The sequence below is a fragment of the Rahnella sp. EDr1-12 genome (assembly GCF_049206505.1).
Lineage (GTDB): Bacteria > Pseudomonadota > Gammaproteobacteria > Enterobacterales > Enterobacteriaceae > Rahnella > Rahnella rivi.
Genome location: NZ_JBLZNY010000002.1, coordinates 622,395 through 645,263, shown reverse-complemented (window position 1 = coordinate 645,263; position 22,869 = coordinate 622,395). Strand labels below are relative to the sequence as shown.

Sequence of the window (22,869 nt, the reverse complement as noted above, 5' to 3'; positions counted from 1 at the left end):
ATGAACTTACGCCTGACTGGGCTGGCGTTTGCGACCGTTTTACTGGTCGGTTGTGCCGGCACGTCCGGATCCTCTGACAGCGAACAGCAGGGACGTTCTGATCCGCTGGAAGGTTTCAACCGGGTCATGTTCGACTTCAACTATAACTATATGGATCCGTATCTGGTGCGGCCTGTTGCCGTGGCGTGGCGTGATTATGTCCCGCAACCGGCGCGTAACGGCACCAGTAACTTCCTCAGCAACCTCGACGAACCGGCCAGCATGGTGAACTCCTTGCTTAAAGGCGACCCGTACCGCGCGGCGATCCACTTCAACCGCTTCTTCCTGAACACCTTGTTAGGGATGGGCGGTCTGATTGACGTGGCAGGAATGGCGAACCCGAAACTGGCGCGTGAAGAGGCGCAGGGCTTTGGCAGCACGCTGGGACATTATGGTGTCGGTTACGGCCCGTACGCCGTTCTGCCAGGTTATGGCAGCGCGACCCTGCGTGACGAGGGGGGCGATTTAGTCGATGATCTCTATCCGATGCTCAGCTATCTGACGTTCTGGATGTCAGCCGGTAAATGGGTGCTGGAAGGCGTCGAAACCCGTGCTGAATTGCTGGATTCTGATGGCATCATTCGTAACTCTTCTGATCCTTACCTGATGATCCGTGAAGCTTACTTCCAGCGTCACGACTTCCTGGCGAGAGGCGGTCAGCTGACGCCACAGGAAAACCCGAATGCGGCACTGATTCAGGGTGACCTGAAAGATATCGATTCGGAATAACCGTTTCGTCGCCATAAAAAAAAGCGCCTTTCGGCGCTTTTTTCATTTCAGTCGTCACACTCAACTCATCAGAAGCTGTAGTTAAAGTTCGCGCCGTACAACATGGCCGTCCCTTTCGCCTGGAATTCATACTTAGGCGCGTTGGCAGACACCTGCTCGCTGATGTTGACGGTCTGGCCATGCATATAAGAGACGCCGACATCCACTGAAGCATCTTTGGTGAATGCGTACGTGGTCCCCGCAGAGACCCAGAAGCGGTCCTGATCCGGAATCGAAATGGTGCGGTTATCCGCCGGAACCGGGCTGTCATCGAATGCCACACCGGTACGGAAGGTCCAGTTTTCGTCGTAGTAATAGGTGGTACCCAGCGCGATGCGGTAAGCATCGTGATAGCCTTCGTCTTTCTGGAACAGGGTCTGGCCGTTAGAACCGGTGGCTTTCAGCTCCTGGAACTGGCTCCAGCTGGTGTAAGCCAGGCTGTAGTGAACGGCCCATTTTGGCGCAACGCGGTTATAACCTGACACTTCCCACATTTCCGGCAGGTTAAGCGTCAGGGAGCCAGGCACGGTTTGACCGCCAGTGCCGCCCAGTGCTTGTGGAATGCCGTTACGGTATTCCCCGTCGAAATCAATTTTCACTTCTGAACGGTAAGTGAAGGCGTAGCGGTTGTTGTCATCGACTTCATACAGAATACCGGCGTTCCAGCCGTAGCCCCATTCGTTGCCTTTCAGCTTGGCCGCTTCGGTATCTTCAGAAATCAGACCACGGGTCGCCAGCGGGGCGAGTTCACCGGCGGTACGACGAATTTTTGCTTTCGCATAAACGGCATCAAAGCCCACGCCGAAGCTGAAGTTCTCGTTGAAACGATAAGCGACGCTTAAGTTATTATTGATGGTCATCAGATCGGTTTCGCCACCGATCGGGCCCGCCGGGTAATTATCGTTAAACTCGGTGGCCAGACCGTAGTTAGACGTCGCCGACGCACCTACTGCCCACTGTTCATTCAGCGGCATAATAAAGTGAATATTCGGCACCCACTGGTTCGGCGCAATGTTACCTGCATCGGTGCTGGCACCGGTGACCGGGGATTTGCCCGTCACGCTGACATCCGGGTCAACGTAAACCGCACCGATGGAAAATGCCGGACGATCAAACATCGTCATGGTCGCCGGGTTGCGGCTACCAGACGCCGCGGTGTCTGCAATCGCGCCTTCACCAGAGAAGGAACGACCTAAACCCGCAGCGGTATATTCGTTGAGCTGAAAACCTGCTGCATAAACGTTGGAAGAAACAATTGCCACTGCAGCTGCCAGAGCTGATCTTTTAAACAGGTTTTTCTGGTTCATGACCAAAACCTCAATTTTATGTTTTTTATCAAACAATGTTACATCGAGTAACAATGAGCGCGGGATTGTAGGGTCCGTTATCAGTCTGACAAATCAGACCAGTGAGCGAAGTATAGGTCTGACCTGTGGTGTAGTTGCAATCATGTTTCATTGATATTTCTTATTTGATGCAAGAAATCGGATCCACTTAACAAAAAACCAACATTAAAAGTTCAATTCAGAAACGTTAAACTGAGAAACCTGACTTAAATTTAATCTGTTCTTCGCCATTTTGTGATCTGAAGCACGATAAACACACATAAAAAGTAAGTGCTAGTCGAAGCGGGAGAGGGTGGCGTAAAATACGAAAGGAAAATAAATCTTAAATTCGCAAAAGGCCAGACGGTGGACGTTGCCGTTGATGCCGGGGAGAAAATTATGTCTGACGTAACCATGTCCTCTAAATCCACCCAACCTCTGCACTCCATCAACAAATGCGGCGCAGAAGAAACGGCAGCCTGCTGTTGTGTTGATGTGGGCACTATCATGGACAACACCGATTGCACCGCTTCTTACAGCCGCGTTTTCGAAAACGAAGCTCAGGCCAAAGAGATGCTGCAATCCCTGACCGAACGTGCGCGCGGTGTCGAATCTGAACCCTGCGAGATCACCAGCCGCATGGAAAAAGTGGGCGGTGGCGTTGAGCTGAATATCGATTTCACTTTTAGCTGCCAGGCTGAAACCATGATCTTCCAGCTGGCTTTAAGATAAGCCCACCTGAGCATTTCACATGCCGCTGCCCGCCCGCAGCGGTATTTTTTTGTCCGTCATCCTTTCCCGCCTGCTTTCCTTCTCATTCTAATTTCAGAAAAATTTGCTGTTGCTCGCACTTCGGCCGCTTTCGCTTTGCCAAATGTAAATACATGGTTAAAACTGAGTTATCAGGTCAGACCTCTTAGACCCTATTTACTCAGGAGCATGTATGAACAAGGTCATTCCACTGGTAACGCGTGAAGGCGATCGCATTGCGATTGTCGATGGTTTACGCACGCCATTCGCGAAACAGGCCACCGCCTACCACGGCATCCCCGCCGTGGATCTGGGCAAAATGGTGGTCAGCGAATTGCTGGCGAAAAGTGGGATTGACCCGAAAGTTATCGATCAGCTGGTGTTCGGACAGGTGGTACAAATGCCGGAAGCGCCGAACATTGCGCGCGAAATTGTGCTCGGCACCGGCATGAATGTCTCGACCGATGCTTACAGCGTCTCGCGCGCCTGCGCCACCAGTTTTCAGGCGGTGGCGAATGTGGCTGAAAGCATTCTCAGCGGAACGATCAGCGTCGGCATCGCCGGGGGCGCGGATTCTTCCTCGGTGCTGCCCATTGGCGTCAGTAAACGTCTCGCCCGCACGCTGGTTGACGTCAACAAAGCCCGCACACTGTCACAGCGTTTGTCGCTGTTCAGTAAACTTAAACTGCGTGACCTGATGCCGGTACCTCCGGCGGTTGCGGAGTATTCGACCGGCCTGCGCATGGGCGACACCGCCGAGCAGATGGCGAAAAGCCACGGCATTACCCGTCAGCAGCAGGATGAACTGGCGCACCGTTCCCACACGCTGGCGGCGCTGGCCTGGGAACAGGGCTACCTGAACAGTCAGGTAATGGCCGCGCAGATCCCGCCGTACCGTGAGGTGCTGCAAAAAGATAACAATATCCGCCTCAATTCTGAGATCGGGCAATATGCCAAACTGCGTCCGGCGTTTGACCGCAAACATGGCACCGTCACCGCCGCCACCAGTACGCCGCTGACGGACGGCGCCGCCGCGGTGCTGATGATGAGCGAGTCCCGCGCCCGTGAGCTTGGGCTGCAGCCGCTCGGCTATCTGAAAAGTTTTGCCTTTGCCGCCATCGATGTCTGGGAAGATATGCTCCTCGGCCCGGCGTACGCCACGCCGATTGCCCTTGACCGGGCGGGGCTGACGTTTGCCGATCTCGATCTGATCGACATGCATGAAGCTTTTGCGGCACAGACGCTGGCGAACATCAAAATGCTGGGCAGCGAGCAGTTTGCCCGTGAAAAACTGGGGCGCAGCGAAGCGGTGGGGGAAATCGACTGGGATAAGTTCAATGTGCTTGGCGGTTCGCTGGCTTACGGACATCCGTTTGCCGCCACTGGCGCCCGCATGATCACCCAGACACTGCATGAATTACGCCGCCGTGGCGGAAAATACGGCCTGACGACGGCCTGCGCCGCCGGGGGTTTAGGCGCGGCGATGATCCTGGAGGCGGCACAATGAAAGACAGCATGGAAAACTCAATCACAGCGTCGGATTCCGCGTTTTCACTGATGTTTACCAACGAACATATCGGCATCATCACCATTGATGTTCCCGGTGAAAAAGTGAATACCTTAAAGGCTGAATTTGCTGAGCAAATCTCCTCTATTTTGCATAAAGCGCAACAGTATCCGAATCTGAAGGGGCTGGTGCTGATTTCCGGCAAACCCGATTCTTTTATCGCCGGTGCTGATATCACCATGATTGCCGGCTGCAAAACCGCCGCAGAGGCCAGCCAGCTCGCGCTGAAAGGCCAGACGGTGATGTCGCAGATTGCCTCATTCTCCGTGCCGGTGGTGGCCGCTATTCACGGCGCCTGCCTCGGCGGCGGTCTGGAACTGGCGCTGGCCTGCCATGCCCGCATTTGTTCGCTGGATGATAAAACTCAGCTCGGCCTGCCGGAAGTGCAACTTGGCCTGTTGCCAGGCTCCGGCGGTACGCAGCGCCTGCCGCGTTTAATCGGTGCGCCGAAAGCGCTGGAACTGATGCTCACCGGCCGAAGCCTGCGGGCGAAACAGGCATTGAAACTGGGGCTGGTGGATGACGCTGTACCTTATTCGATCTTGCTGCAAACGGCGCTGGAGCGCGTAGCCAAAGGCCGCAGGGCGCGCCCTGTGCTGCCGTGGCAGGCAAGACTGGCGGGCGGACCGCTGGGGAAAAGTGTGCTGTTCCATTTTGTGCGCAAACAGACGCGCGCCAAAACTCACGGCAATTATCCGGCCACCGAAAAAATCATCGATGTGGTGAAAACCGGTCTGGATCAGGGCAGCGGTAACGGTTATCAGGCGGAAGCAAACGCCTTTGGCGAACTGGTGATGACGCCTGAATCCGCTGCGCTGCGCGGCTTATTCTTTGCGTCCACGGCGCTGAAAAAAGAGACAGGTGCGGACGCCCAACCGCTGCCGCTTCGCCGTGTCGGCATTCTTGGCGGCGGGCTGATGGGCGGGGGTATCGCTAACGTTACGGCCACCCGCGCCGGGCTGCCGGTGCGTATCAAAGACATCAATGTCGAGGGTATCCGCCATGCGCTGAAATACAGCTGGGATGTGCTGGAGAAAAAAGTGCGCAGCCGCAGACTGACGCGCAATGAACAGCAACGCCAGATGATGCTGATTTCAGGCACCACCGATTACAGCGGCTTTGCGCAGGTGGATCTGGTGGTTGAAGCCGTCTTCGAAGATCTGGCGCTGAAACAGGGCATGGTGGCGGAGATTGAGAAAAATGCCGCTCCGCACACTATTTTCGCTTCAAACACCTCTTCTTTACCTATTCATCAGATAGCCGCGCAGGCCAAAAGACCTGAACAGGTGATTGGTCTGCACTATTTCAGCCCGGTGGATAAAATGCCGCTGGTGGAAGTGATCCCGCATGCCGGAACCAGTGCGCAGACGATTTCCACAACAGTGTCGCTGGCGAAGAAACAGGGAAAAACAGCCATTGTGGTGGGTGACAGTGCCGGATTCTACGTTAACCGTATTCTTGCGCCTTACATCAACGAAGCGGCGCGCTGTGTTCTGGCTGGCGAACCCATCGATCACATCGACAAAGCGCTGGTCAGCTTTGGTTTCCCGGTCGGGCCGGTGCAGTTGCTTGATGAAGTAGGGATCGACGTCGGCACTAAAATCAGCCCGATTCTGGTGGATGCGTTTGGCGAACGATTTGCTGCGCCCGCCGGTTTTGATGCGGTGCTCAAAGACGATCGCAAAGGGCGTAAAAACGGCAAAGGCTTCTATCTTTATGCCCAGAAAGGGCGCATGGCTAAGAAAAAACAGGTCGATCCTGCCGTCTATCGCCTGCTCAACGTCACCCCGAAAGTGCAGCAGCCGGAGACGGAAATCGCACAGCGTTGTGTGATGCTGATGCTCAATGAGGCAGTGCGGTGTCTGGATGAAAAGGTGATCCGCAGCGCGCGAGATGGCGATTTGGGCGCGGTATTTGGCATCGGTTTCCCCCCGTTTCGCGGCGGGCCGTTCCGCTACATTGATACGCTGGGGGCGGCAAACGTGGTGAAAACCCTGGAGCAACTGGCACAGCGTTACGGTGAACACTTTACGCCGTGCGAAGGTCTGGTGCTTCGCGCGGCGAACGGCGGGCTTTTCTATCCGAAAGGCGAGGCGAAGGAAATTGCCGACGCAGTGTGACCTCCGTCACTGTGTGACGATGTATTTCGCGAGAGTGTGGAACAGATCCTGCTTGCAGCCATACTTAAGCCTGCGGGATCTTTTTTATGGGGAGGTCGGTTTTGTACAAGAACAAACCCAAACGATTGATCTACAACCCGAGTGGTTAAAAATTAGCCTGAATAGTTTACATGCGGTAAGGGTTGGTGTAAAAAACAGCGTTTTCTTTACGTGAACTTTCAGGCAAAATGCCCGACCGCTGATGCTGACCATGCAAAGCATGTGGCCAGGCGGGTTAAGTGGATGTACTGCCTTTCAGCTTTTTTGTTGTGAAACGACGATGAAAAAACGCTGGGCAATGGGTGATACAGCACGCAAAGCGTTTCTGTATAGCGCTATTTTTGTTAACAAAAGCGGTGCAATATGCAAGTTGTTATTATGCGTCACGGTGATGCGGTTCTTGAAGCTGCAAGCGACTCGGTTCGCCCGTTAAGCGAATGCGGATGTGACGAATCAGTACATATGGCAGCCTGGCTCAATGGCCGTGGCGTCAAAATTGATCGCGTTCTGGTCAGTCCGTATCTGCGTGCGCAGCAGACGCTTGAAAAAGTGCGGCTGAGCCTGGCGCTGCCAGACAACGTTGAAATCGATACGCTGAAAGAACTGACGCCGGGCGGCGATCCCGCACTGGTGGCCAGCGAGTTGCAACATCTGGCGCTGACCGGTGTGAATGCCGTGCTGGTGGTGTCTCACTTGCCGCTGGTGGGCTATCTGGTCGCGGAACTGTGTCCGGGTCTGTGCCCGCCAATGTTTGCCACTTCCGCGATGGCCAGTGTGGAACTGAATGGTGAAACCGGGCAGGGCACTTTCGAGTGGCAATTTAGTCCGTGCCAGGTGATGGCGAAGGTTTAATTTTCCGGGATGGAAAAGTAAACAAAAGAAAGGCACAGCCGTGTGAACGCGCTGTGCCTTTCTGCTTTCTGTGTTTCGCCAGCCGGGGTTAGCTGATTTTGTCATCCAGCTCAATCAGCACCAGCAGCGAGGCGGTGCCGCCGAACTCTTTCGGCGCCTGATGAAATGCCTCGACGTCAGGATGTTGCGCCAGCCACAGCGGCGTTTGCTGCTTGAGAATATGCTTGCCGTGCCCGTGCATCACGCAGGCACAATGGACGTGTTCGCGGCGACAGGCGGCAATCAGCGCGCCCAATTCCTGCTTGGCTTCCATTTGCGTTAACCCGTGCAAATCGAGAAACAGTTCCGGGGAATAATCCCCGCGGCGTAATTTTTTCAATTCAAAATGGCTGACATCAGGCCGGACATGACGTACCGGACCCTCTTCCTGCAACATCGGCTGGAATTCATCAGAAAAATAATAGCTTGCGTCCACCTGCTCCTGCAGCAGCTTTTGAGGCGACATTTGCGTCACTTTTTTTCGCCGCGGCGGATGGGTAATCGTGTCATTTTTCAGGCGCTTGACGCCGGGAACGGCCTCGCGAAATATCGCGGCTTCTTCCGGGCTCAGCAGGTGCTTTTTCTTCATTTTCGGGTCGTCTTTTTCGCACAATGCCGACAGTGTACCTGCGGGCGACCTGTGGTTTAAAGAAAACTCAGGGTTAAATTCTTCGAGACATCGCGCAAGTGCGTTGACTAGCTGCTGATTTGTGACGGGCTTCGTGGCAAACTATGCGGCAAATTATGGGTTAAACGTCTGTTAAAAACCCGTGCATGCCTGGAGAATAAAATTGGACAAAATTTTCGTCGACGAAGCGGTCAGTGAACTGCATACCATTCAGGATATGTTGCGCTGGACCGTCAGCCGCCTGAACGCAGCCAATGTCTATTACGGTCACGGCACCGATAACCCGTGGGACGAAGCCGTGCAACTGGTGTTACCGAGCGTGTTTTTGCCGCTGGATATCCCTGAAGATATGCACACTGCGCGTCTGACCTCCAGTGAGCGTCACCGCATCGTGGAGCGCGTGATCCGCCGCGTCAATGAACGTGTGCCGGTGGCTTACCTGACCAACAAAGCCTGGTTCTGTGACATGGAATTTTATGTCGATGAGCGCGTTCTGGTGCCACGCTCGCCGATTGGTGAGCTGATTACACACCGCTTCTCCGGCATTCTGCACGAGAAACCTGAGCATATTCTTGATATGTGCACCGGCAGCGGCTGTATTGCTATCGCATGTGCCTACGCGTTTCCGGAAACCGAAGTGGATGCGGTGGATATCTCTGCCGATGCGCTGGCCGTGGCTGAACGCAATATTGATACGCACGGCATCGAGAACTGGGTCACGCCGATCCGTTCTGATCTGTTCCGCGAATTACCGCCGCTGCAATACGACCTGATCGTCACTAATCCGCCGTATGTGGATGAAGAAGACATGTCTGATTTGCCACAGGAATACCGCCACGAACCTGTGCTGGGCCTGGCTTCCGGCACTGACGGCTTGAAACTGACCCGTCGTATTCTGGCCTGTGCGCCGGATTACCTGACGGACAACGGCGTGCTGATTTGTGAAGTAGGAAACAGCATGGTACATCTGATGGAACAATATCCTGAGATCCCGTTCACCTGGCTGGAGTTTGAAAACGGCGGTGATGGCGTCTTTATGCTGACCAAACAGCAGCTCGTTGAATGCGCCGAATACTTCACCGGCTACCGTGACTAATGACTTCTCATGACCGGCCTTTCGCCGGTCATTCCAGCATCAAACATCAACATAATGGTAAGGAGCCGTGATGGCAGGGAACAGTATTGGGCAGTTTTTCCGCGTCACCACGTTTGGCGAATCCCACGGTGTGGCACTGGGCTGTATTATTGACGGCGTGCCGCCGGGTATTGCGCTGACCGAAGCAGATCTGCAACACGATCTCGACAGGCGTCGCCCTGGCACCTCGCGTTACACCACGCAGCGCCGCGAAGCCGACGAAGTGAAAATTTTGTCCGGCGTGTTCGAAGGCGTGACCACCGGCACCAGCATCGGCCTGATCATCCAGAATACCGATCAGCGCTCGCAGGATTACAGCGCCATCAAGGACGTGTTCCGTCCGGGACATGCGGATTACACCTACGAACAAAAATACGGCGTGCGCGATTATCGTGGCGGTGGCCGTTCTTCTGCCCGCGAAACCGCAATGCGCGTGGCCGCAGGTGCCGTGGCGAAGAAATATCTGCTGGAAAAATTCGGCGTGAAGGTGCGCGGGTATATGTCCCAGATGGGCGATATCACCTGCGAACTGAAAGACTGGGATCTGGTCGAAACCAACCCTTTCTTCTGCCCGGATGAAAGCAAGCTCGAAGCACTGGACGAACTGATGCGCGCGCTGAAAAAAGAAGGCGATTCCATCGGTGCCAAAATTACCGTTGTGGCAGATCACGTACCGGTCGGCCTGGGCGAGCCGGTGTTTGACCGTCTGGATGCAGATCTGGCGCATGCGCTGATGAGCATCAACGCGGTGAAAGGCGTTGAAATTGGCGATGGGTTTGCCGTGGTTAACAAACGCGGCAGCGAAAACCGTGACGAAATTACGCCGACCGGTTTCGAAAGCAATCATGCGGGCGGTATTCTCGGCGGGATCAGCAGCGGCCAGCCGGTGGTTGCCCATCTGGCGCTGAAACCTACGTCCAGCATCACCGTTCCGGGGCGCACCATCAACCGTGAAGGCGAGCAGGTCGAGATGATCACCAAGGGGCGTCATGATCCGTGCGTCGGCATCCGTGCTGTACCCATTGCGGAAGCGATGATGGCGATTGTGCTGATGGATCACTTACTGCGTCAGCGCGCTCAGAACGGCGACGTTCATTCCACCGTGCCACGCTGGTAACCCTTCGATGAAACTTTTACGCCCTGTTCCTGCGTTGAAAGCCGCCTGCGCCAGTTTTCTGGTGCTCGCGCTTTGCGCGCCTGCTCTGGCGGCAACGCCCTGGCAGAAAATTACCCAACCGATTTCCGGCGTGCCTCAGGCCATAGGCAGCTACGCCAACGGATGTCAGATTGGTGCGCAGCCACTGCCGCTCAATTCACCGGATTATCAGGTGATGCGAACCGATCAGCGCCGCTATTTCGGGCAGCCGGATTTGCTGGCGTTTATCACCCGTCTGGGGACTCAGGCGCGTGAAAAAGGCCTGGGTACCATGCTGGTCGGCGATATGGCGATGCCCGCGGGCGGACGTTTCAGCAGCGGTCACGCCAGCCATCAGTCCGGGCTGGATGTGGATATCTGGCTGCAACTGCCGCGTCAGCGCTGGAGCGAACAGATGCTGCTCAAGCCGCAGCCTATCGATCTGGTCAGTGCTAACGGTAAATCCGTTGTGCCAGCCCAGTGGCAGCCGCGGATCGAAACGCTGATCAAGATGGCCGCGCAGGATAAAGAGGTGGTACGCATTTTCGTCAACCCGGCGATCAAGCAACAGCTTTGCCTCGATGCGGGAACCGATCGTGAATGGCTGCACAAAGTGCGTCCGTGGTTCGGCCATCGTGCGCATATGCATGTGCGCCTGAGCTGCCCGGCCGGAAGCCTGGAATGCGACAATCAGGCACCACCACCTCCGGGAGATGGCTGTGGCGCTGAGCTGCAAAGCTGGTTCCTGCCGCCAAAACCGGGAAGTGGCACTTCAGTGAAAAGCGAGCCGCCTCCGTTGCCGCCAACCTGTCAGGCGCTGCTGGATAAACATGTTGGTCAGCTTTAACTGGCCTGTACGATTTTGACTTCATCTTGCTGAGTGAAATGAATGGACTGGCTGATCGTTGCACCGTGGGTATTAATCGTCTTATTTTTCGTTGCACTGTTTGCCGGTTTCATTGATTCCATTGCCGGGGGCGGCGGGCTTATCAGCCTGCCCGCACTGCTGGCGGCGGGGGTTTCCCCCGCGCAGGCCATTGCCACCAACAAGCTGTCATCCATTGGCGGATCATTTTCCGCCAGCCTCTATTTTGTGCGGCGCGGGGTGGTGGATCTCAACGATCAAAAGCTCAATATCGCCTGCACCTTTGTCGGTTCGGTGATTGGTGCGATCCTGATTCAGCATCTGCGCGCCGACATGCTGCGTCAGATTCTGCCTCTGCTGATTATCTGCATTGGGTTGTATTTCCTGCTGACGCCCCGCCTGGGCGAAAGCGATCGCGCCAGACGCCTGAATGCGTTGCCGTATGCGCTGGTCGGCGGCGGTTGTGTCGGTTTTTATGATGGATTTTTCGGCCCCGGTGCGGGCTCGTTCTACGCGCTGGGTTTTGTGACTTTATGTGGGTTTAACCTCGCTAAAGCCACGGCACACGCAAAAGTCCTGAATTTCACCTCCAACTTCGGCGGCCTGCTGTTCTTCATACTCGGTGGCAAAGTGGTGTGGGTGCTGGGATTTGTGATGATGGCCGGGCAGTTTATCGGTGCGCGTCTTGGCGCGCGGATGGTGCTGAGCAAAGGGCAGAAGATGATCCGCCCGATGGTGGTGACCGTATCCGTGGTGATGAGTTGCAAGCTGATTTACGACAATCACGGTACCGAAATCATGCACTGGCTAAGTCTGCATTTATAATTTTACCAGCAGCAGAATGCTTGCCCGAAGTCATGAAATACGCCATTCAATCAGGGGTATATTGTCGCCCCTGATCTTACTTTAACGAGTTTCACAGCAATTATGTCTGATTCGACTGCAACACATAACTATCATCAATTGATCGACATTTTTGATTCCTGCTTCTTTGAGGAATTTAACGTGCGCCTGATTAAAGGCGATGACGAGCCGATCTATCTGCCTGCGGATGAGCAGGAGCCGTTTAACCGCATCGTTTTTGCCCACGGTTATTACGCCAGCGGAATGCATGAAATCTCTCACTGGTGCGTCGCGGGTGCTGAACGCCACAAACTGGTGGATTTCGGTTACTGGTACTGCCCGGACGGCCGTGATGCCCAGACGCAGAGCGAGTTTGAGAAAGTCGAAATCAAACCGCAATCCTATGAATGGTTGTTCTGCGCGGCAGCGGGTTTTGCGTTTAACGTCAGTTGCGACAACCTGAGCGGCGATTGCGAGCCTGACCGCGTCGGTTTCCAGAATAAAGTGCGTGCAGAAGTGCTGCGTATGCTGGAGCAGGGCATACCGGAAAGACCTTCGCGCTTTATTAAAGCGTTACAATCGTTTTACAATACCGCCCCTTTGACGCCTGCAGACTTCCCTGCGTTGCAGCCGATCGAATAAAAGACTCAATACCGGACACGAGAGGAAGAGTAATGATCGCAGAATTTGAAACGCGGATTTTAACGCTGATTGACGACATGGTCGAAAGCGCCAGCGACGACGAACTGTTTGCCAGTGGCTATCTGCGGGGCCATCTGACGGTCGCGGTAGCAGAAGCGGAAGAGAACGGTGAACACACCGCCGAAGCGCTGAAAATTCGTGTTCAGGACGGACTGGATAAGGCTATCCGCGCCGGCGAATTATCGCCGCGCGATCAGGCACTGGTTCAGGGCATGTGGGAAAATCTCTATCAGGCTTCCTTGCCACAATAATCCCCTTTCAGTAAAAAAAGCGCAGCCAGGGTGAACCGGCTGCGCTTTTTTATTTACCAAAAGTCAGGTCTGAAAACCTGCTTAGTGTGATTCCACCGGGCGGCCTTTCAGCAATTTTCTGACCCACATGCGGTTCGGATTGAGGGCCGCCAGCGTTTCGCTGTCGAGCGGCAGCGGTTCACCGGCAATCTGCGCCGCCAGTATTTCTGCCCCGAGCGGTGCAGAACTCAGCCCGCGTGAACCGAGCGCACCAAACAGAAACAGATTTTCATACACCGGCGCAGGCGCTACCGGGCGGTGGCGTTTAATGTCGAGATCTAACGTCTGATAACTCTCCAGCAGCGCATCATAATCAGCCACCGAGCCGATCATTGGCAGATGGTCACGGGTCGCGCAACGCACGCCGTTTCGCGCTTCGCCTTCACTGACATCCACGTCATGCGGCCATTGCTGATCCGGCAGACACCTGATGAGACGCTGGCGGTTTTCCTGCTGGTCGCCGTCACGGTAATCCGTGCATTTGTCGGCGCGGTGATAACTTGCACCAATGCAATGGTGCAGATTCTGCGGGCTGACCGGCGTCATGTAGCCGTCATAACACAACACCTGCGTCAGTTTGCTCAGCGCCGGTGTGGTCGGAATATGCGACACCTGGCCGCTGACGGCATAAACCGGCAGTTTTTCTGTCTGACTGAAATCAGTAATGTCTGCGCCGTTCGCCAGAACAACACCCTGATGTCGGGCGACATGGCCGTCAGCAAAGGTCAGCGCCCATTGCGAACCGGCGTCAAAATCTAATGCGGTCGCGCGCTGGCAATAATGCACCGTTAAGCCCTGGGTTTCGGCAAGAGAAATCAGCGATGCGGTCAGTTCTGCCGGGCACAGCCACGCGCCGAGCGGATAGGTCACGCCGCCGCTGCCGCACGGTAATCCGCACAACACTTCCACATCTTCTTCACTCAGCCCTTTTGCCAGTTCTTCCGGCCAGCCGCCTTTGAGTATGCCGTCAATTTTGCTCTGACTTTTTTCGTCATAACCGAGCTGCGTCACGCCGCTCCAGCCGTGGTCGAAAGGCACATTTAGCGTTTCAAGCTGCGCGTACTGGCGGCGGGCAAAGGTGAAGGCCTGGGCGAAAAAGTTTTCCAGCGTATCGCCACGGCCATTAAGCAACGGATAAACCGCGCCCTGACGGTTGCCGGAGGCCCCGAGCGCCGGTTTTTCATCGGCGCAGTAAAGCGTGACTGCATAGCCACGGCGCAAAAGTGCCAGTGAAAGCACTGCGCTGGCAACGCCGCCGCCTAAAACTGCAAACTCTGTGGCATTTTTCGCCGCAGGACGTAAATACCACGGGGCAGGATGAGGAACATCAATTTCTGCCGGTAAAACACCGGATAACATATGGCGCTTTTCACCGAAGCCCGGCACTTTGCTGATGTCAAAACCGGCTTCCTGCAGGCCACGGCGGACTATGCCCGCGACGGTGAAAGTGGCAAAGGTCCCTTGCGGACGGGTCATTTTTGCCATGGCGTTGAAGAGCTCAGGTGTCCACATGTCCGGGTTTTTCGAGGGCGCAAAGCCGTCGAGGAACCAGGCATCGACCTGCTGATTCATACTGGTGTCACATGCCGGAAGCAGGGTAGTCACGTCGCCGAACCAAAGGTCGAGCGTGATACGCCCACCGGCCAGCAGCAAACGGTGGCATCCGGCAAAGGGCATCGGCCATTGTTCGCAGAGTTCGGCGGAGTAGTCAGCCAGTTCCGGCCATTGTGCATGGGCAGCGATAAGGTCGCGGGCGGACAGCGGAAATTTTTCGTAGCTGATGAAATGCAGCCGTTGCAGGGTGGCCTCAGGGTTCTCAGAGTGGAACGCCTCGAAGGTCTGCCACAACGTCAGGAAATTCAGTCCGGTACCGAATCCGGTTTCTGCAATGATGCAAAGCGGGCGCGGGTGATCGGCAAAACGTGCCGGAAAATGATTGCCATTCAGGAAGACATGGCGTGTTTCCAGTAAGCCGTCCTGATTGGAAAAGTAGACGTCATCAAAATGTCGGGAAACAGGTGTACCCTGTTCGTTCCAGCTTAATTCAGCGGGTGTGATCGGGTTATGGCTCACGTGAAACTCTCTCAGTTCAAGGCGATGCCGGAGTTTACGCCTGCGTTTGACCCCGCGCAAATTTACCACGATTTACACAAGGAATTGCTGATCGGACTTGTTCGGCGTACAACTGTACGCTAGAGTGCGTGACGAAATCCCGAATGGTGAATAGTACAAGAGGTATTAAATGAAACGTGCAGTGATTACTGGCCTGGGTATCATCTCGAGCATCGGTAACAACAAGCAGGAAGTTCTTGCATCTCTGCAAGAGGGTCGCTCTGGGATCACCTTCTCGCAAGAGCTGAAAGATGCCGGCATGCGTAGTCACGTCTGGGGTGATGTCAAATTAGACACCGCAGGCCTTATCGATCGTAAGATTGTGCGTTTCATGAGTGATGCCTCGATCTACGCTTATCTTTCCATGCAACAGGCGATTGAAGATTCCGGTCTGACCCCTGAGATGGTGTCCAACGACCGCACCGGCCTTATCGCCGGTTCCGGCGGCGGCTCTCCGCGCAACCAGGTTGCGGGTTCCGACGGTATGCGTGCCAAAGGCCTGAAAGGCGTTGGCCCTTACATGGTGACCAAAGCGATGGCGTCCGGTGTTTCAGCCTGTCTGGCGACCCCGTTCAAAATCCGTGGCGTGAACTACTCCATCAGTTCTGCCTGCGCAACCTCTGCTCACTGCATTGGTAACGCGTTAGAAATGATTCAGCTTGGCAAACAGGACGTGGTCTTTGCCGGTGGCGGCGAAGAGCTGTGCTGGGAAATGGCCTGTGAATTCGATGCAATGGGCGCGCTGTCTACCCGTTACAACGAAACCCCTGAAAAAGCCTCCCGTACTTACGATCAGAACCGTGACGGTTTTGTTATCGCAGGCGGCGGCGGTATGGTTGTCGTGGAAGAGCTGGAACACGCTCTGGCCCGTGGCGCGCACATCTACGCAGAAATCGTTGGCTACGGCGCAACCTCTGACGGCGCAGACATGGTGGCTCCATCCGGTGAAGGCGCTGTGCGTTGCATGAAAATGGCAATGAACGGCGTGGATACGCCTATCGATTACGTTAACGTGCACGGGACTTCTACTCCGGTCGGCGACGTGAAAGAGCTGGGTGCGATCCGCGAAGTGTTCGGCGATAAAACGCCAGCGCTTTCTTCCACCAAAGCCATGACCGGTCACTCTCTGGGTGCCGCAGGCGTTCAGGAAGCGATTTACACCCTGCTGATGGCCGAGCACGGCTTCATCGCGCCAAGCATCAACATCGAAGACCTCGATGAGAAAGCGGAAGGCATGGATATCATCACTAAGCCAACTCAGCGCGAGCTGACGACCGTGATGTCCAACAGCTTCGGTTTCGGCGGCACTAACGCCACGCTGGTCATGCGCAAGATGAAAAACGACAAATAATTCCTGTCGTTAAGCACTAAAAAAAGCCCGTTTAACACGGGCTTTTTTACGTCTGTTGTTTATCCCTCCTGTTATCCCTCAACAATTCAGGTACAATTTCGCCGCTTCTTATTTTCACTTTGTTGACATAATGCTCTCACTCCGACACATCAATCATCGACATCTGCGCTTCCCGGCCTGGCTTGGGATCCTGGCGATCCTGATGTTGTTTATTGCTCCGGTGATTTCCAAATCACAGGGGGGTGAGGGTGCGCAGCACACAATGATGCCAGGGATGGTGATGTCCGACATGGACATGCCAGAGGGTGAGATGGCTGGCATGATGATGCCTGATCATCATGACTCGCCGGAACATTGTCAGAAGCTATCCTGTCAGTCTGCGCCGAAAGATATCGCCAAAAGGATGATGTTCGGTGACATGAGCGATGCCGCCTGCGGTTATTGCGTGTTGCTGGTGCATCTGCCGATGCTCGACTTACAGGCCATGCCGATGCTGTGGTCGCGGGCTTATTCCGGCCGCGCGCCTTCGCGTTCAGTAATACAACGTCTCTTTCCTTCGCTGTTCTTCACTGATTCCCAGCCCCGCGCGCCTCCTCATTTTCTTTAGCTTTTTCTCTTCACATGAAAATTATCGACATAACGGCGCTTAACCCGCGTAACCGTTGTGTGTTTGCTATGGAAAATTCAGGAAATCTGATTGATGAGCCAGCCTGCTGTTTCTCAAAAAATGACGGTCAAAGCCGCATCTCTTGCGCTGCTCAAGCGCATACACTTTTATATTGGCCTGTTCGTCGGCCCGTTTATTTTTGTCGCCGCTCTGACCGGCACGCTGTATGTCCTCACGCCGCAGTTTGAAAATTATCTGTACGCCGATGCGCTGTTCACCTCTTCTCAGGGGGAAGCGCAGCCGCTGTCGCAACAAATTGATGCTGCCGTGAAGGTGGCCGGTCCGGATCCTAAAATTTACGCCGTCCGCCCTGCGCCTCATGAGGGCGATACCACGCGGGTGATGTTCTCCGATCCGCAACTGGGTGCTTCCAAAAGCCGCGCCATCTTTATCGACCCCGCCACGCTGGCGGTAAAAGGCGATATGACGGTGTACGGCACCAGCGGGATTTTACCGTTTCGCACCTGGCTGGATGATTTACATCGCGGCCTGCTGCTGGGCGATGCCGGACGTATTTACAGTGAGCTTGCAGCTTCCTGGCTATGGGTTGCGGCAATCGGCGGCATAATCCTGTGGCTGACAGGCCGCCCGAAGCGCCGCTCGCCCCGAAAACTGAGCGAAAAAGTGGCGAAGCAGGAGCGCAGCCGTCGCTGGCACAGCACGCTGGGGCTGGCGCTGATGGTCGGTTTGCTGTTTTTCTCAGCCACGGGTCTGACCTGGTCGCAGTGGGCAGGGGATAATATTGGCGTGCTGCGCGCGCACATGGGCTGGCTGACGCCGGCGGTGAACACGTCCTTAGAGGCTGACGCTCCGGCCGCGCCTGCTGATGAGCACGCTGAGCATCACGCCACCATGGCGGATATGCCGGGCATGGAGATGTCTGGTCATCCGATGCACGAGAAACCTGAAACCGTGCCGGTTACCCCCGATACCTTTGATACTGTCGTTCAGGCCGCGCGGGCGTCAGGGATCGGGGCGAATAAAATTGAAATACGCCCGGCCTATACCCCCGGTAAAGCCTGGACGGTGACCGAAGTCGATCGCAGCTGGCCGACGCAGGTGGATGCCGTTTCTGTCGATCCGACCTCCCTGCGGATTGTCGATCACGTCCGTTTTGCCGATTTCCCTTTGCTGGCGAAACTGACCCGCTGGGGCGTGGATGCCCACATGGGTATTCTGTTTGGCCTGTGGAATCAGGTGATTCTGGCGGTGTTTGGTACCGGGCTTTGCGTGATGATTGCCTGGGGATATCGTCTGTGGTGGTTGCGCAGAAACGTGAGCAGCGGCGGGGTAAACCCGGTGGTCACGCTGATGCAAACCTGGAAATCGGTGCCTTTCAGCCTGCAATGCCCACTCTTTTTGATCACCCTGGGGCTTGCGATTTCATTGCCGGTGATGGGCGTCAGCCTGGTCATTTTCCTGCTGATTGATATCGCCCGCTGGGCAACCTCTGAGCGCAGGGTGTACCGCACCCGTAACCTGAACTAATCTTAAATTTTCCGGTGGTGCTGATGCGATGCACCACCGGCGTTACTCTCCTTCCTCTGAATCTCATTTTTTCATTTTCATATATCACACTGATAAAACTGATTTTTATATTTGTGATAATTAACCATTTATTTAAATTATCGCGCTATTTATTACGCCTGCCAAAAACTCTACTAGTCTTATTCTTGCATCAGAAAAGTCCGAAGAATGTCTTTGTTTTATTCAATATTTCCTTTGTAAATTAATGCATTACTTTATGTAGGGGTTTGTTCATGGCTATTGAATCAGATGATCACAAAGTGGGGTTAATTCCGGTCACCCTGATGGTGTCCGGGAATATCATGGGCTCGGGAGTTTTCCTCCTGCCGGCCAACCTGGCGTCCACTGGCGGGGTAGCGATATATGGCTGGCTGGTGACGATTATTGGCGCGCTGGCGCTGTCGATGGTGTACGCCAAAATGTCATCGCTTGATGACAGTGCAGGGGGCTCCTACGCCTATGCGCGCAGGGCATTTGGCCCCTATCTGGGTTATCAAACCAACCTGCTTTACTGGCTGGCGTGCTGGGTCGGTAACATCGCGATGGTGGTGATCGGCGTTGGTTATCTCAGCTACTTCTTCCCTATTTTAAAAGAGCCGCTGGTTCTGACCTTCACCTGCGTTGCCGTGCTTTGGTTGTTCGTCATTCTCAACATTGTCGGTGCGAAGATGATCACCCGTGTTCAGGCCGTCGCGACGGTGCTGGCGCTGATCCCGATTCTGGCGATCGCCATTTTTGGCTGGTTCTGGTTCAACAGTGATACTTACATGGAGGCCTGGAACGTCAGTGGAAAAAGCACCTTTGGCGCGATTCAAAGCACCCTGAGCGTGACGCTGTGGTCATTTATCGGCGTAGAGAGCGCCTCGGTCGCGGCGGCGGTGGTGAAAAACCCGAAACGCAACGTGCCGATTGCCACCATCGGCGGCGTGCTGATTGCTGCGGTCTGTTACGTGCTCTCGACCACCGCGATCATGGGCATGATCCCGAATGCGGCGCTGCGCCTCTCCACGTCGCCGTTCGGTGATGCCGCAAGGATGGCGATGGGCGAAACGGCAGGGGCCATCGTCACCTTCTGCGCCGCTGCGGGGTGTCTGGGCTCACTCGGTGGCTGGACGTTACTTGCCAGCCAGACCGCAAAAGCCGCCGCCGATGACGGATTGTTCCCGCCGATATTTGCCAAGGTCAACAAAGAGGGGGTGCCGGTCAAAGGTCTTATCGTGCTCGGTATCCTGATGACTATCTTCCAGGTATCGACCATTTCTCCTGATGCCACGGAACAGTTCGCACTGGTTTCCTCGGTTTCCGTCATTTTCACCTTAGTGCCGTATCTGTATACCTGCGCCGCGCTGATGCTGGTCGGGCATGGTCATCTGGGCAACCGCACCGGAATGTACAGCTTTATTACGCTGATCGCCTTTGTGTATTGCGTATGGGCCGTGGTCGGCTCCGGCGCGGAAGAGGTGATGTGGTCATTCATCGCGCTGATGGTGATTACCGCGCTGTACAGCTTCAACTATAACCGTCGTCATAAAAACCCGTATCCGTTGGGCAAACCGCTTGAACTGGACTGACCGTTTTTAGCTCCCTGACATTTTGGAATTCAAGAGGAAAGGAAAGGTTATGATCGATTTAAGTCGCCATAAAAAACGTAAAGTGCTGGTGGTTGACAGCAATATTTCCGAGGTTAATACCGCGAACGGTCGCGCCGTGCGCGAACTTATCGAAGCGCTGGAAGACACCAACCTGACGGTGATCCCCGCCGTCACTTTTGAAGACGGCATCGCGACCATCACGTCTGATGCCTCTATCTGCTGCGTGTTTGTCGACTGGACCTCCGGCGGCAACGACGATGTTTCGCACAGTCAGGCGTTTGCGCTGCTGCAGGAGATCCGCCGCCGCAACAAAGGCGTGCCGGTGCTGCTGATGGCGGAGCACTCCTGTATCGACACCCTGACCCTCGACACCATGAAAATGGTCAACGAATTTGTCTGGATGCACGAGGACACCGCAGAGTTTATCGCTGCGCGCTCCGTTGCCCTGATCGATAAATATTATGACCAGCTGTTGCCGCCGTTCACCAAAGCATTGTTTCACTACACCAAATATTCTCCGGAATATTCGTGGGCGGCACCCGGTCATCAGGGCGGTGTCGCCTTTACCAAAACAGCGGTAGGGCGCGAGTTTCTCGATTTCTTTGGTGAAAACCTGTTCCGCACCGATACCGGAATCGAGCGCGGTGCGCTGGGTTCGTTACTCGATCACAGCGGTCCGATTAAAGAATCTGAAACCTACGCCGCACGGGTCTTCGGCTCGCACCAGAGTTACTCGGTACTTAACGGCACATCGGGCTCTAACCGCGCGATCATGACGGCGGTGGTAGGCGATGGACAGTTCGCGCTGTGTGACCGTAACTGCCATAAGTCGATCGAGCAGGGGCTGGTAATGACCGGCGGTATACCGGTCTTTTTCATCCCGACGCGCAACCGCTTTGGTATCATCGGGCCGATCCCCAAATCGCAGTTTATGGCCGAGTCCATCCAGCAGAAAATGGATGAACATCCGCTGAAAAAACTCGCCTCAGATCCGAAACCGGTTTATGCCGTCGTCACCAACTGTACTTACGACGGCATGTGCTACAACGCCAAACAGGCGCAGGATTTACTGGCGAAGAGCGTCGATAATATTCACTTCGATGAAGCCTGGTATGCCTATGCACGCTTTAATCCGTTCTACCGCGATCGTTACGCCATGCGCGGTAATCCGGCCGATCACGACCCTGAAGGCCCGACGGTTTTCGCCACGCACTCCACCCACAAACTGCTGGCCGCACTTTCTCAGGCTTCTTACATCCACATCCGTAACGGTAAAAAACCGGTGGAGCATTCGCGCTTCAACGAGTCCTACATGTTGCAGGCCACCACGTCGCCGTTGTACGCCATTATTGCCGCCAATGAAGTGGGCGCGGCGATGATGGACGGCAAGCAGGGCGAATCGCTGACTCAGGAAGTGATCAACGAAGCGGTCGATTTCCGCATGGCGCTGGCAAAAGTTCATGCAGCGTTCTCCGCTCAGGGCGAATGGTTCTTCTCGCCGTGGAATGCGCCGGACGTGCTGGATGTGAAAACCGGTAAAAAAATTCCGTTCATTAATGCCTCCAAAGAACAACTGACGACAGACCCGTCCTGCTGGGTGCTCAGACCGGGCGAAAGCTGGCACGGTTTTGATCAGCTCGACGACGACTGGTGCATGCTCGACCCGATCAAAGCCGGTATTCTGGCGCCGGGTATGGGCGACGATGGCAAGATGCTGGAGAACGGCATTCCTGCGGCGATGGTGACGGCATTCCTTTCTCAGCACGGCATTGTCCCTTCGCGCACCACCGATTTTATGGTGCTGTGTCTGTTTTCGGTCGGCGTGACCAAAGGCAAGTGGGGCACACTGATCAACGTTCTGCTGGAGTTCAAACAGCATTACGACGACAACAGCCCGCTGACGCTGTGCCTGCCGGATCTGGCCTCCTCCAACGCCGCGCGCTATGCCGGTATGGGGCTGAAAGATCTCTGCGACGAGATGTTCGCCTACATGAAAACCAGCCAGATGGACAAACTGCAGTCCGACGCTTTCGGCAAGATCCCGACACCGGTCAAACTGCCGCGCGCTGCGTTTCAGGACCATATGGCCGGGCGCTGTGAGCATCTGACCCTCGACAAGCTGGCCGGTCGCGTCTCTGCGGTCGGCGTGATCCCTTATCCACCGGGGATCCCTATCGTCATGCCCGGTGAAAGTTTCGGTGCCAAAAACGACCCGTGGCTGAGTTATATTCGCAGCATCGCGCAATGGGGCGAGAAATTCCCCGGCTTCGAAAAAGAACTCGAAGGGGCAGAGTTCAAAGACGGCCAGTACCACATCTGGGTGCTGAAAGAGTAGCGTCTGTTTTTTCACCGGCAAGCGGAAAGTGGTATGACATAAACGCATTGCGGGATACGCCGCAATCCGATGACGAGGCTCTGTATGAGCCTCGTTTTTTTTTGCGCGACATCCCGGAGAAATCATTTTTGCGCTGGCAGGAGAGAATTTCTTCGGGTAACGTCAGCGCATCTTGTTCAGCGAAGAAT

19 protein-coding genes are annotated in these 22,869 nt (G+C 55.1%); 16 read left to right on the top strand and 3 right to left on the bottom strand.

Translation table 11 applies throughout. The features are described 5' to 3' along the window. Positions 1-768: a phospholipid-binding lipoprotein MlaA gene (mlaA, locus tag ACO0U8_RS12245; RefSeq protein ID WP_056782103.1), complete on the top strand. Its 768-nt coding sequence runs from the start codon at positions 1-3 to the stop codon at positions 766-768. Between the two features lie 68 nt (positions 769-836). Here the strand turns inward: mlaA and fadL are convergent, their stop codons facing one another. After that, complete coding sequence (fadL, locus tag ACO0U8_RS12240; RefSeq protein ID WP_136376842.1) at positions 837-2,114, bottom strand: long-chain fatty acid transporter FadL; 1,278 nt, start codon at positions 2,112-2,114, stop codon at positions 837-839. A gap of 417 nt (positions 2,115-2,531) precedes the next feature. Here fadL and ACO0U8_RS12235 point away from each other — a divergent pair, with 417 nt between their 5' ends. The 4 genes from ACO0U8_RS12235 (at position 2,532) to sixA (ending at position 7,460) form a co-directional block, all read left to right on the top strand. Next, positions 2,532-2,864, top strand: coding sequence for a YfcZ/YiiS family protein (locus tag ACO0U8_RS12235; protein WP_421670870.1), 333 nt, complete (start codon positions 2,532-2,534; stop codon positions 2,862-2,864). A gap of 211 nt (positions 2,865-3,075) precedes the next feature. Beyond that, positions 3,076-4,389, top strand: a complete 1,314-nt coding sequence (gene fadI / locus ACO0U8_RS12230; RefSeq protein WP_217204542.1) for an acetyl-CoA C-acyltransferase FadI — start codon at positions 3,076-3,078, stop codon at positions 4,387-4,389. Continuing rightward, positions 4,386-6,569: a fatty acid oxidation complex subunit alpha FadJ gene (gene fadJ, locus ACO0U8_RS12225; RefSeq protein ID WP_421670869.1), complete on the top strand. Its 2,184-nt coding sequence runs from the start codon at positions 4,386-4,388 to the stop codon at positions 6,567-6,569. The genes fadI and fadJ overlap by 4 nt, the downstream gene beginning before the upstream one ends. A 402-nt stretch (positions 6,570-6,971) precedes the next feature. Next, complete coding sequence (gene sixA, locus ACO0U8_RS12220) at positions 6,972-7,460, top strand: phosphohistidine phosphatase SixA (protein WP_056782111.1); 489 nt, start codon at positions 6,972-6,974, stop codon at positions 7,458-7,460. 88 nt (positions 7,461-7,548) lie between these two features. On the opposite strand, the gene smrB is transcribed toward sixA, so the two are convergent. Continuing rightward, the gene (gene smrB, locus ACO0U8_RS12215) at positions 7,549-8,088 is read right to left on the bottom strand and encodes an endonuclease SmrB (RefSeq protein WP_056782366.1); all 540 of its coding nucleotides are present in this window, start codon (positions 8,086-8,088) and stop codon (positions 7,549-7,551) included. Between the two features lie 202 nt (positions 8,089-8,290). Between smrB and prmB the strand changes: the two genes are divergently transcribed. The 6 genes from prmB (at position 8,291) to ACO0U8_RS12185 (ending at position 13,058) form a co-directional block, all read left to right on the top strand. After that, the gene (gene prmB / locus ACO0U8_RS12210) at positions 8,291-9,223 is read left to right on the top strand and encodes a 50S ribosomal protein L3 N(5)-glutamine methyltransferase (RefSeq protein WP_056782114.1); all 933 of its coding nucleotides are present in this window, start codon (positions 8,291-8,293) and stop codon (positions 9,221-9,223) included. Between the two features lie 70 nt (positions 9,224-9,293). Continuing rightward, on the top strand, positions 9,294-10,379 hold the full coding sequence (gene aroC, locus ACO0U8_RS12205; RefSeq protein ID WP_056782117.1) for a chorismate synthase: 1,086 nt from the start codon (positions 9,294-9,296) through the stop codon (positions 10,377-10,379). A 7-nt stretch (positions 10,380-10,386) separates the two neighbouring features. Beyond that, positions 10,387-11,244, top strand: a complete 858-nt coding sequence (gene mepA / locus ACO0U8_RS12200; protein ID WP_421670868.1) for a penicillin-insensitive murein endopeptidase — start codon at positions 10,387-10,389, stop codon at positions 11,242-11,244. Between the two features lie 42 nt (positions 11,245-11,286). Further along, positions 11,287-12,087: a sulfite exporter TauE/SafE family protein gene (locus tag ACO0U8_RS12195; protein WP_056782123.1), complete on the top strand. Its 801-nt coding sequence runs from the start codon at positions 11,287-11,289 to the stop codon at positions 12,085-12,087. 102 nt (positions 12,088-12,189) lie between these two features. Beyond that, positions 12,190-12,747 carry an elongation factor P hydroxylase gene (locus ACO0U8_RS12190; RefSeq protein ID WP_056782125.1) on the top strand — a complete coding sequence of 186 codons (558 nt, stop codon included), beginning with the start codon at positions 12,190-12,192 and terminating at the stop codon, positions 12,745-12,747. A gap of 32 nt (positions 12,748-12,779) precedes the next feature. Next, complete coding sequence (locus ACO0U8_RS12185; protein WP_056782127.1) at positions 12,780-13,058, top strand: YfcL family protein; 279 nt, start codon at positions 12,780-12,782, stop codon at positions 13,056-13,058. A gap of 81 nt (positions 13,059-13,139) precedes the next feature. Here the strand turns inward: ACO0U8_RS12185 and mnmC are convergent, their stop codons facing one another. Further along, complete coding sequence (gene mnmC, locus ACO0U8_RS12180) at positions 13,140-15,170, bottom strand: bifunctional tRNA (5-methylaminomethyl-2-thiouridine)(34)-methyltransferase MnmD/FAD-dependent 5-carboxymethylaminomethyl-2-thiouridine(34) oxidoreductase MnmC (RefSeq protein ID WP_421670867.1); 2,031 nt, start codon at positions 15,168-15,170, stop codon at positions 13,140-13,142. Between the two features lie 169 nt (positions 15,171-15,339). Between mnmC and fabB the strand changes: the two genes are divergently transcribed. The 5 genes from fabB to ACO0U8_RS12155 all read left to right on the top strand — a co-directional run bounded on the left by fabB (position 15,340) and on the right by ACO0U8_RS12155 (position 22,681). Then, on the top strand, positions 15,340-16,560 hold the full coding sequence (fabB, locus tag ACO0U8_RS12175) for a beta-ketoacyl-ACP synthase I (RefSeq protein ID WP_056782131.1): 1,221 nt from the start codon (positions 15,340-15,342) through the stop codon (positions 16,558-16,560). Between the two features lie 130 nt (positions 16,561-16,690). After that, on the top strand, positions 16,691-17,167 hold the full coding sequence (locus ACO0U8_RS12170; RefSeq protein WP_421670866.1) for a DUF2946 domain-containing protein: 477 nt from the start codon (positions 16,691-16,693) through the stop codon (positions 17,165-17,167). A gap of 93 nt (positions 17,168-17,260) precedes the next feature. Then, positions 17,261-18,715, top strand: a complete 1,455-nt coding sequence (locus ACO0U8_RS12165; protein WP_421670865.1) for a PepSY-associated TM helix domain-containing protein — start codon at positions 17,261-17,263, stop codon at positions 18,713-18,715. A 272-nt stretch (positions 18,716-18,987) separates the two neighbouring features. After that, on the top strand, positions 18,988-20,325 hold the full coding sequence (gene adiC, locus ACO0U8_RS12160; protein WP_421670864.1) for an arginine/agmatine antiporter: 1,338 nt from the start codon (positions 18,988-18,990) through the stop codon (positions 20,323-20,325). 49 nt (positions 20,326-20,374) lie between these two features. Next, the gene (locus ACO0U8_RS12155; protein ID WP_056782141.1) at positions 20,375-22,681 is read left to right on the top strand and encodes an Orn/Lys/Arg decarboxylase N-terminal domain-containing protein; all 2,307 of its coding nucleotides are present in this window, start codon (positions 20,375-20,377) and stop codon (positions 22,679-22,681) included. Positions 22,682-22,869: the final 188 nt, after the last annotated feature.

Coding starts and splice junctions, on each gene's coding strand:
- ACO0U8_RS12190 (WP_056782125.1), top strand. CDS start 12,190: ATGTCTGATTCGACTGCAACACATAACTATCATCAATTGATCGACATT.
- fabB (WP_056782131.1), top strand. CDS start 15,340: ATGAAACGTGCAGTGATTACTGGCCTGGGTATCATCTCGAGCATCGGT.
- fadI (WP_217204542.1), top strand. CDS start 3,076: ATGAACAAGGTCATTCCACTGGTAACGCGTGAAGGCGATCGCATTGCG.
- ACO0U8_RS12185 (WP_056782127.1), top strand. CDS start 12,780: ATGATCGCAGAATTTGAAACGCGGATTTTAACGCTGATTGACGACATG.
- adiC (WP_421670864.1), top strand. CDS start 18,988: ATGGCTATTGAATCAGATGATCACAAAGTGGGGTTAATTCCGGTCACC.
- aroC (WP_056782117.1), top strand. CDS start 9,294: ATGGCAGGGAACAGTATTGGGCAGTTTTTCCGCGTCACCACGTTTGGC.
- smrB (WP_056782366.1), bottom strand. CDS start 8,088: ATGAAGAAAAAGCACCTGCTGAGCCCGGAAGAAGCCGCGATATTTCGC.
- ACO0U8_RS12165 (WP_421670865.1), top strand. CDS start 17,261: ATGAGCCAGCCTGCTGTTTCTCAAAAAATGACGGTCAAAGCCGCATCT.
- fadL (WP_136376842.1), bottom strand. CDS start 2,114: ATGAACCAGAAAAACCTGTTTAAAAGATCAGCTCTGGCAGCTGCAGTG.
- ACO0U8_RS12155 (WP_056782141.1), top strand. CDS start 20,375: ATGATCGATTTAAGTCGCCATAAAAAACGTAAAGTGCTGGTGGTTGAC.
- ACO0U8_RS12235 (WP_421670870.1), top strand. CDS start 2,532: ATGTCTGACGTAACCATGTCCTCTAAATCCACCCAACCTCTGCACTCC.
- mepA (WP_421670868.1), top strand. CDS start 10,387: ATGAAACTTTTACGCCCTGTTCCTGCGTTGAAAGCCGCCTGCGCCAGT.
- ACO0U8_RS12195 (WP_056782123.1), top strand. CDS start 11,287: ATGGACTGGCTGATCGTTGCACCGTGGGTATTAATCGTCTTATTTTTC.
- mlaA (WP_056782103.1), top strand. CDS start 1: ATGAACTTACGCCTGACTGGGCTGGCGTTTGCGACCGTTTTACTGGTC.
- sixA (WP_056782111.1), top strand. CDS start 6,972: ATGCAAGTTGTTATTATGCGTCACGGTGATGCGGTTCTTGAAGCTGCA.
- fadJ (WP_421670869.1), top strand. CDS start 4,386: ATGAAAGACAGCATGGAAAACTCAATCACAGCGTCGGATTCCGCGTTT.
- ACO0U8_RS12170 (WP_421670866.1), top strand. CDS start 16,691: ATGCTCTCACTCCGACACATCAATCATCGACATCTGCGCTTCCCGGCC.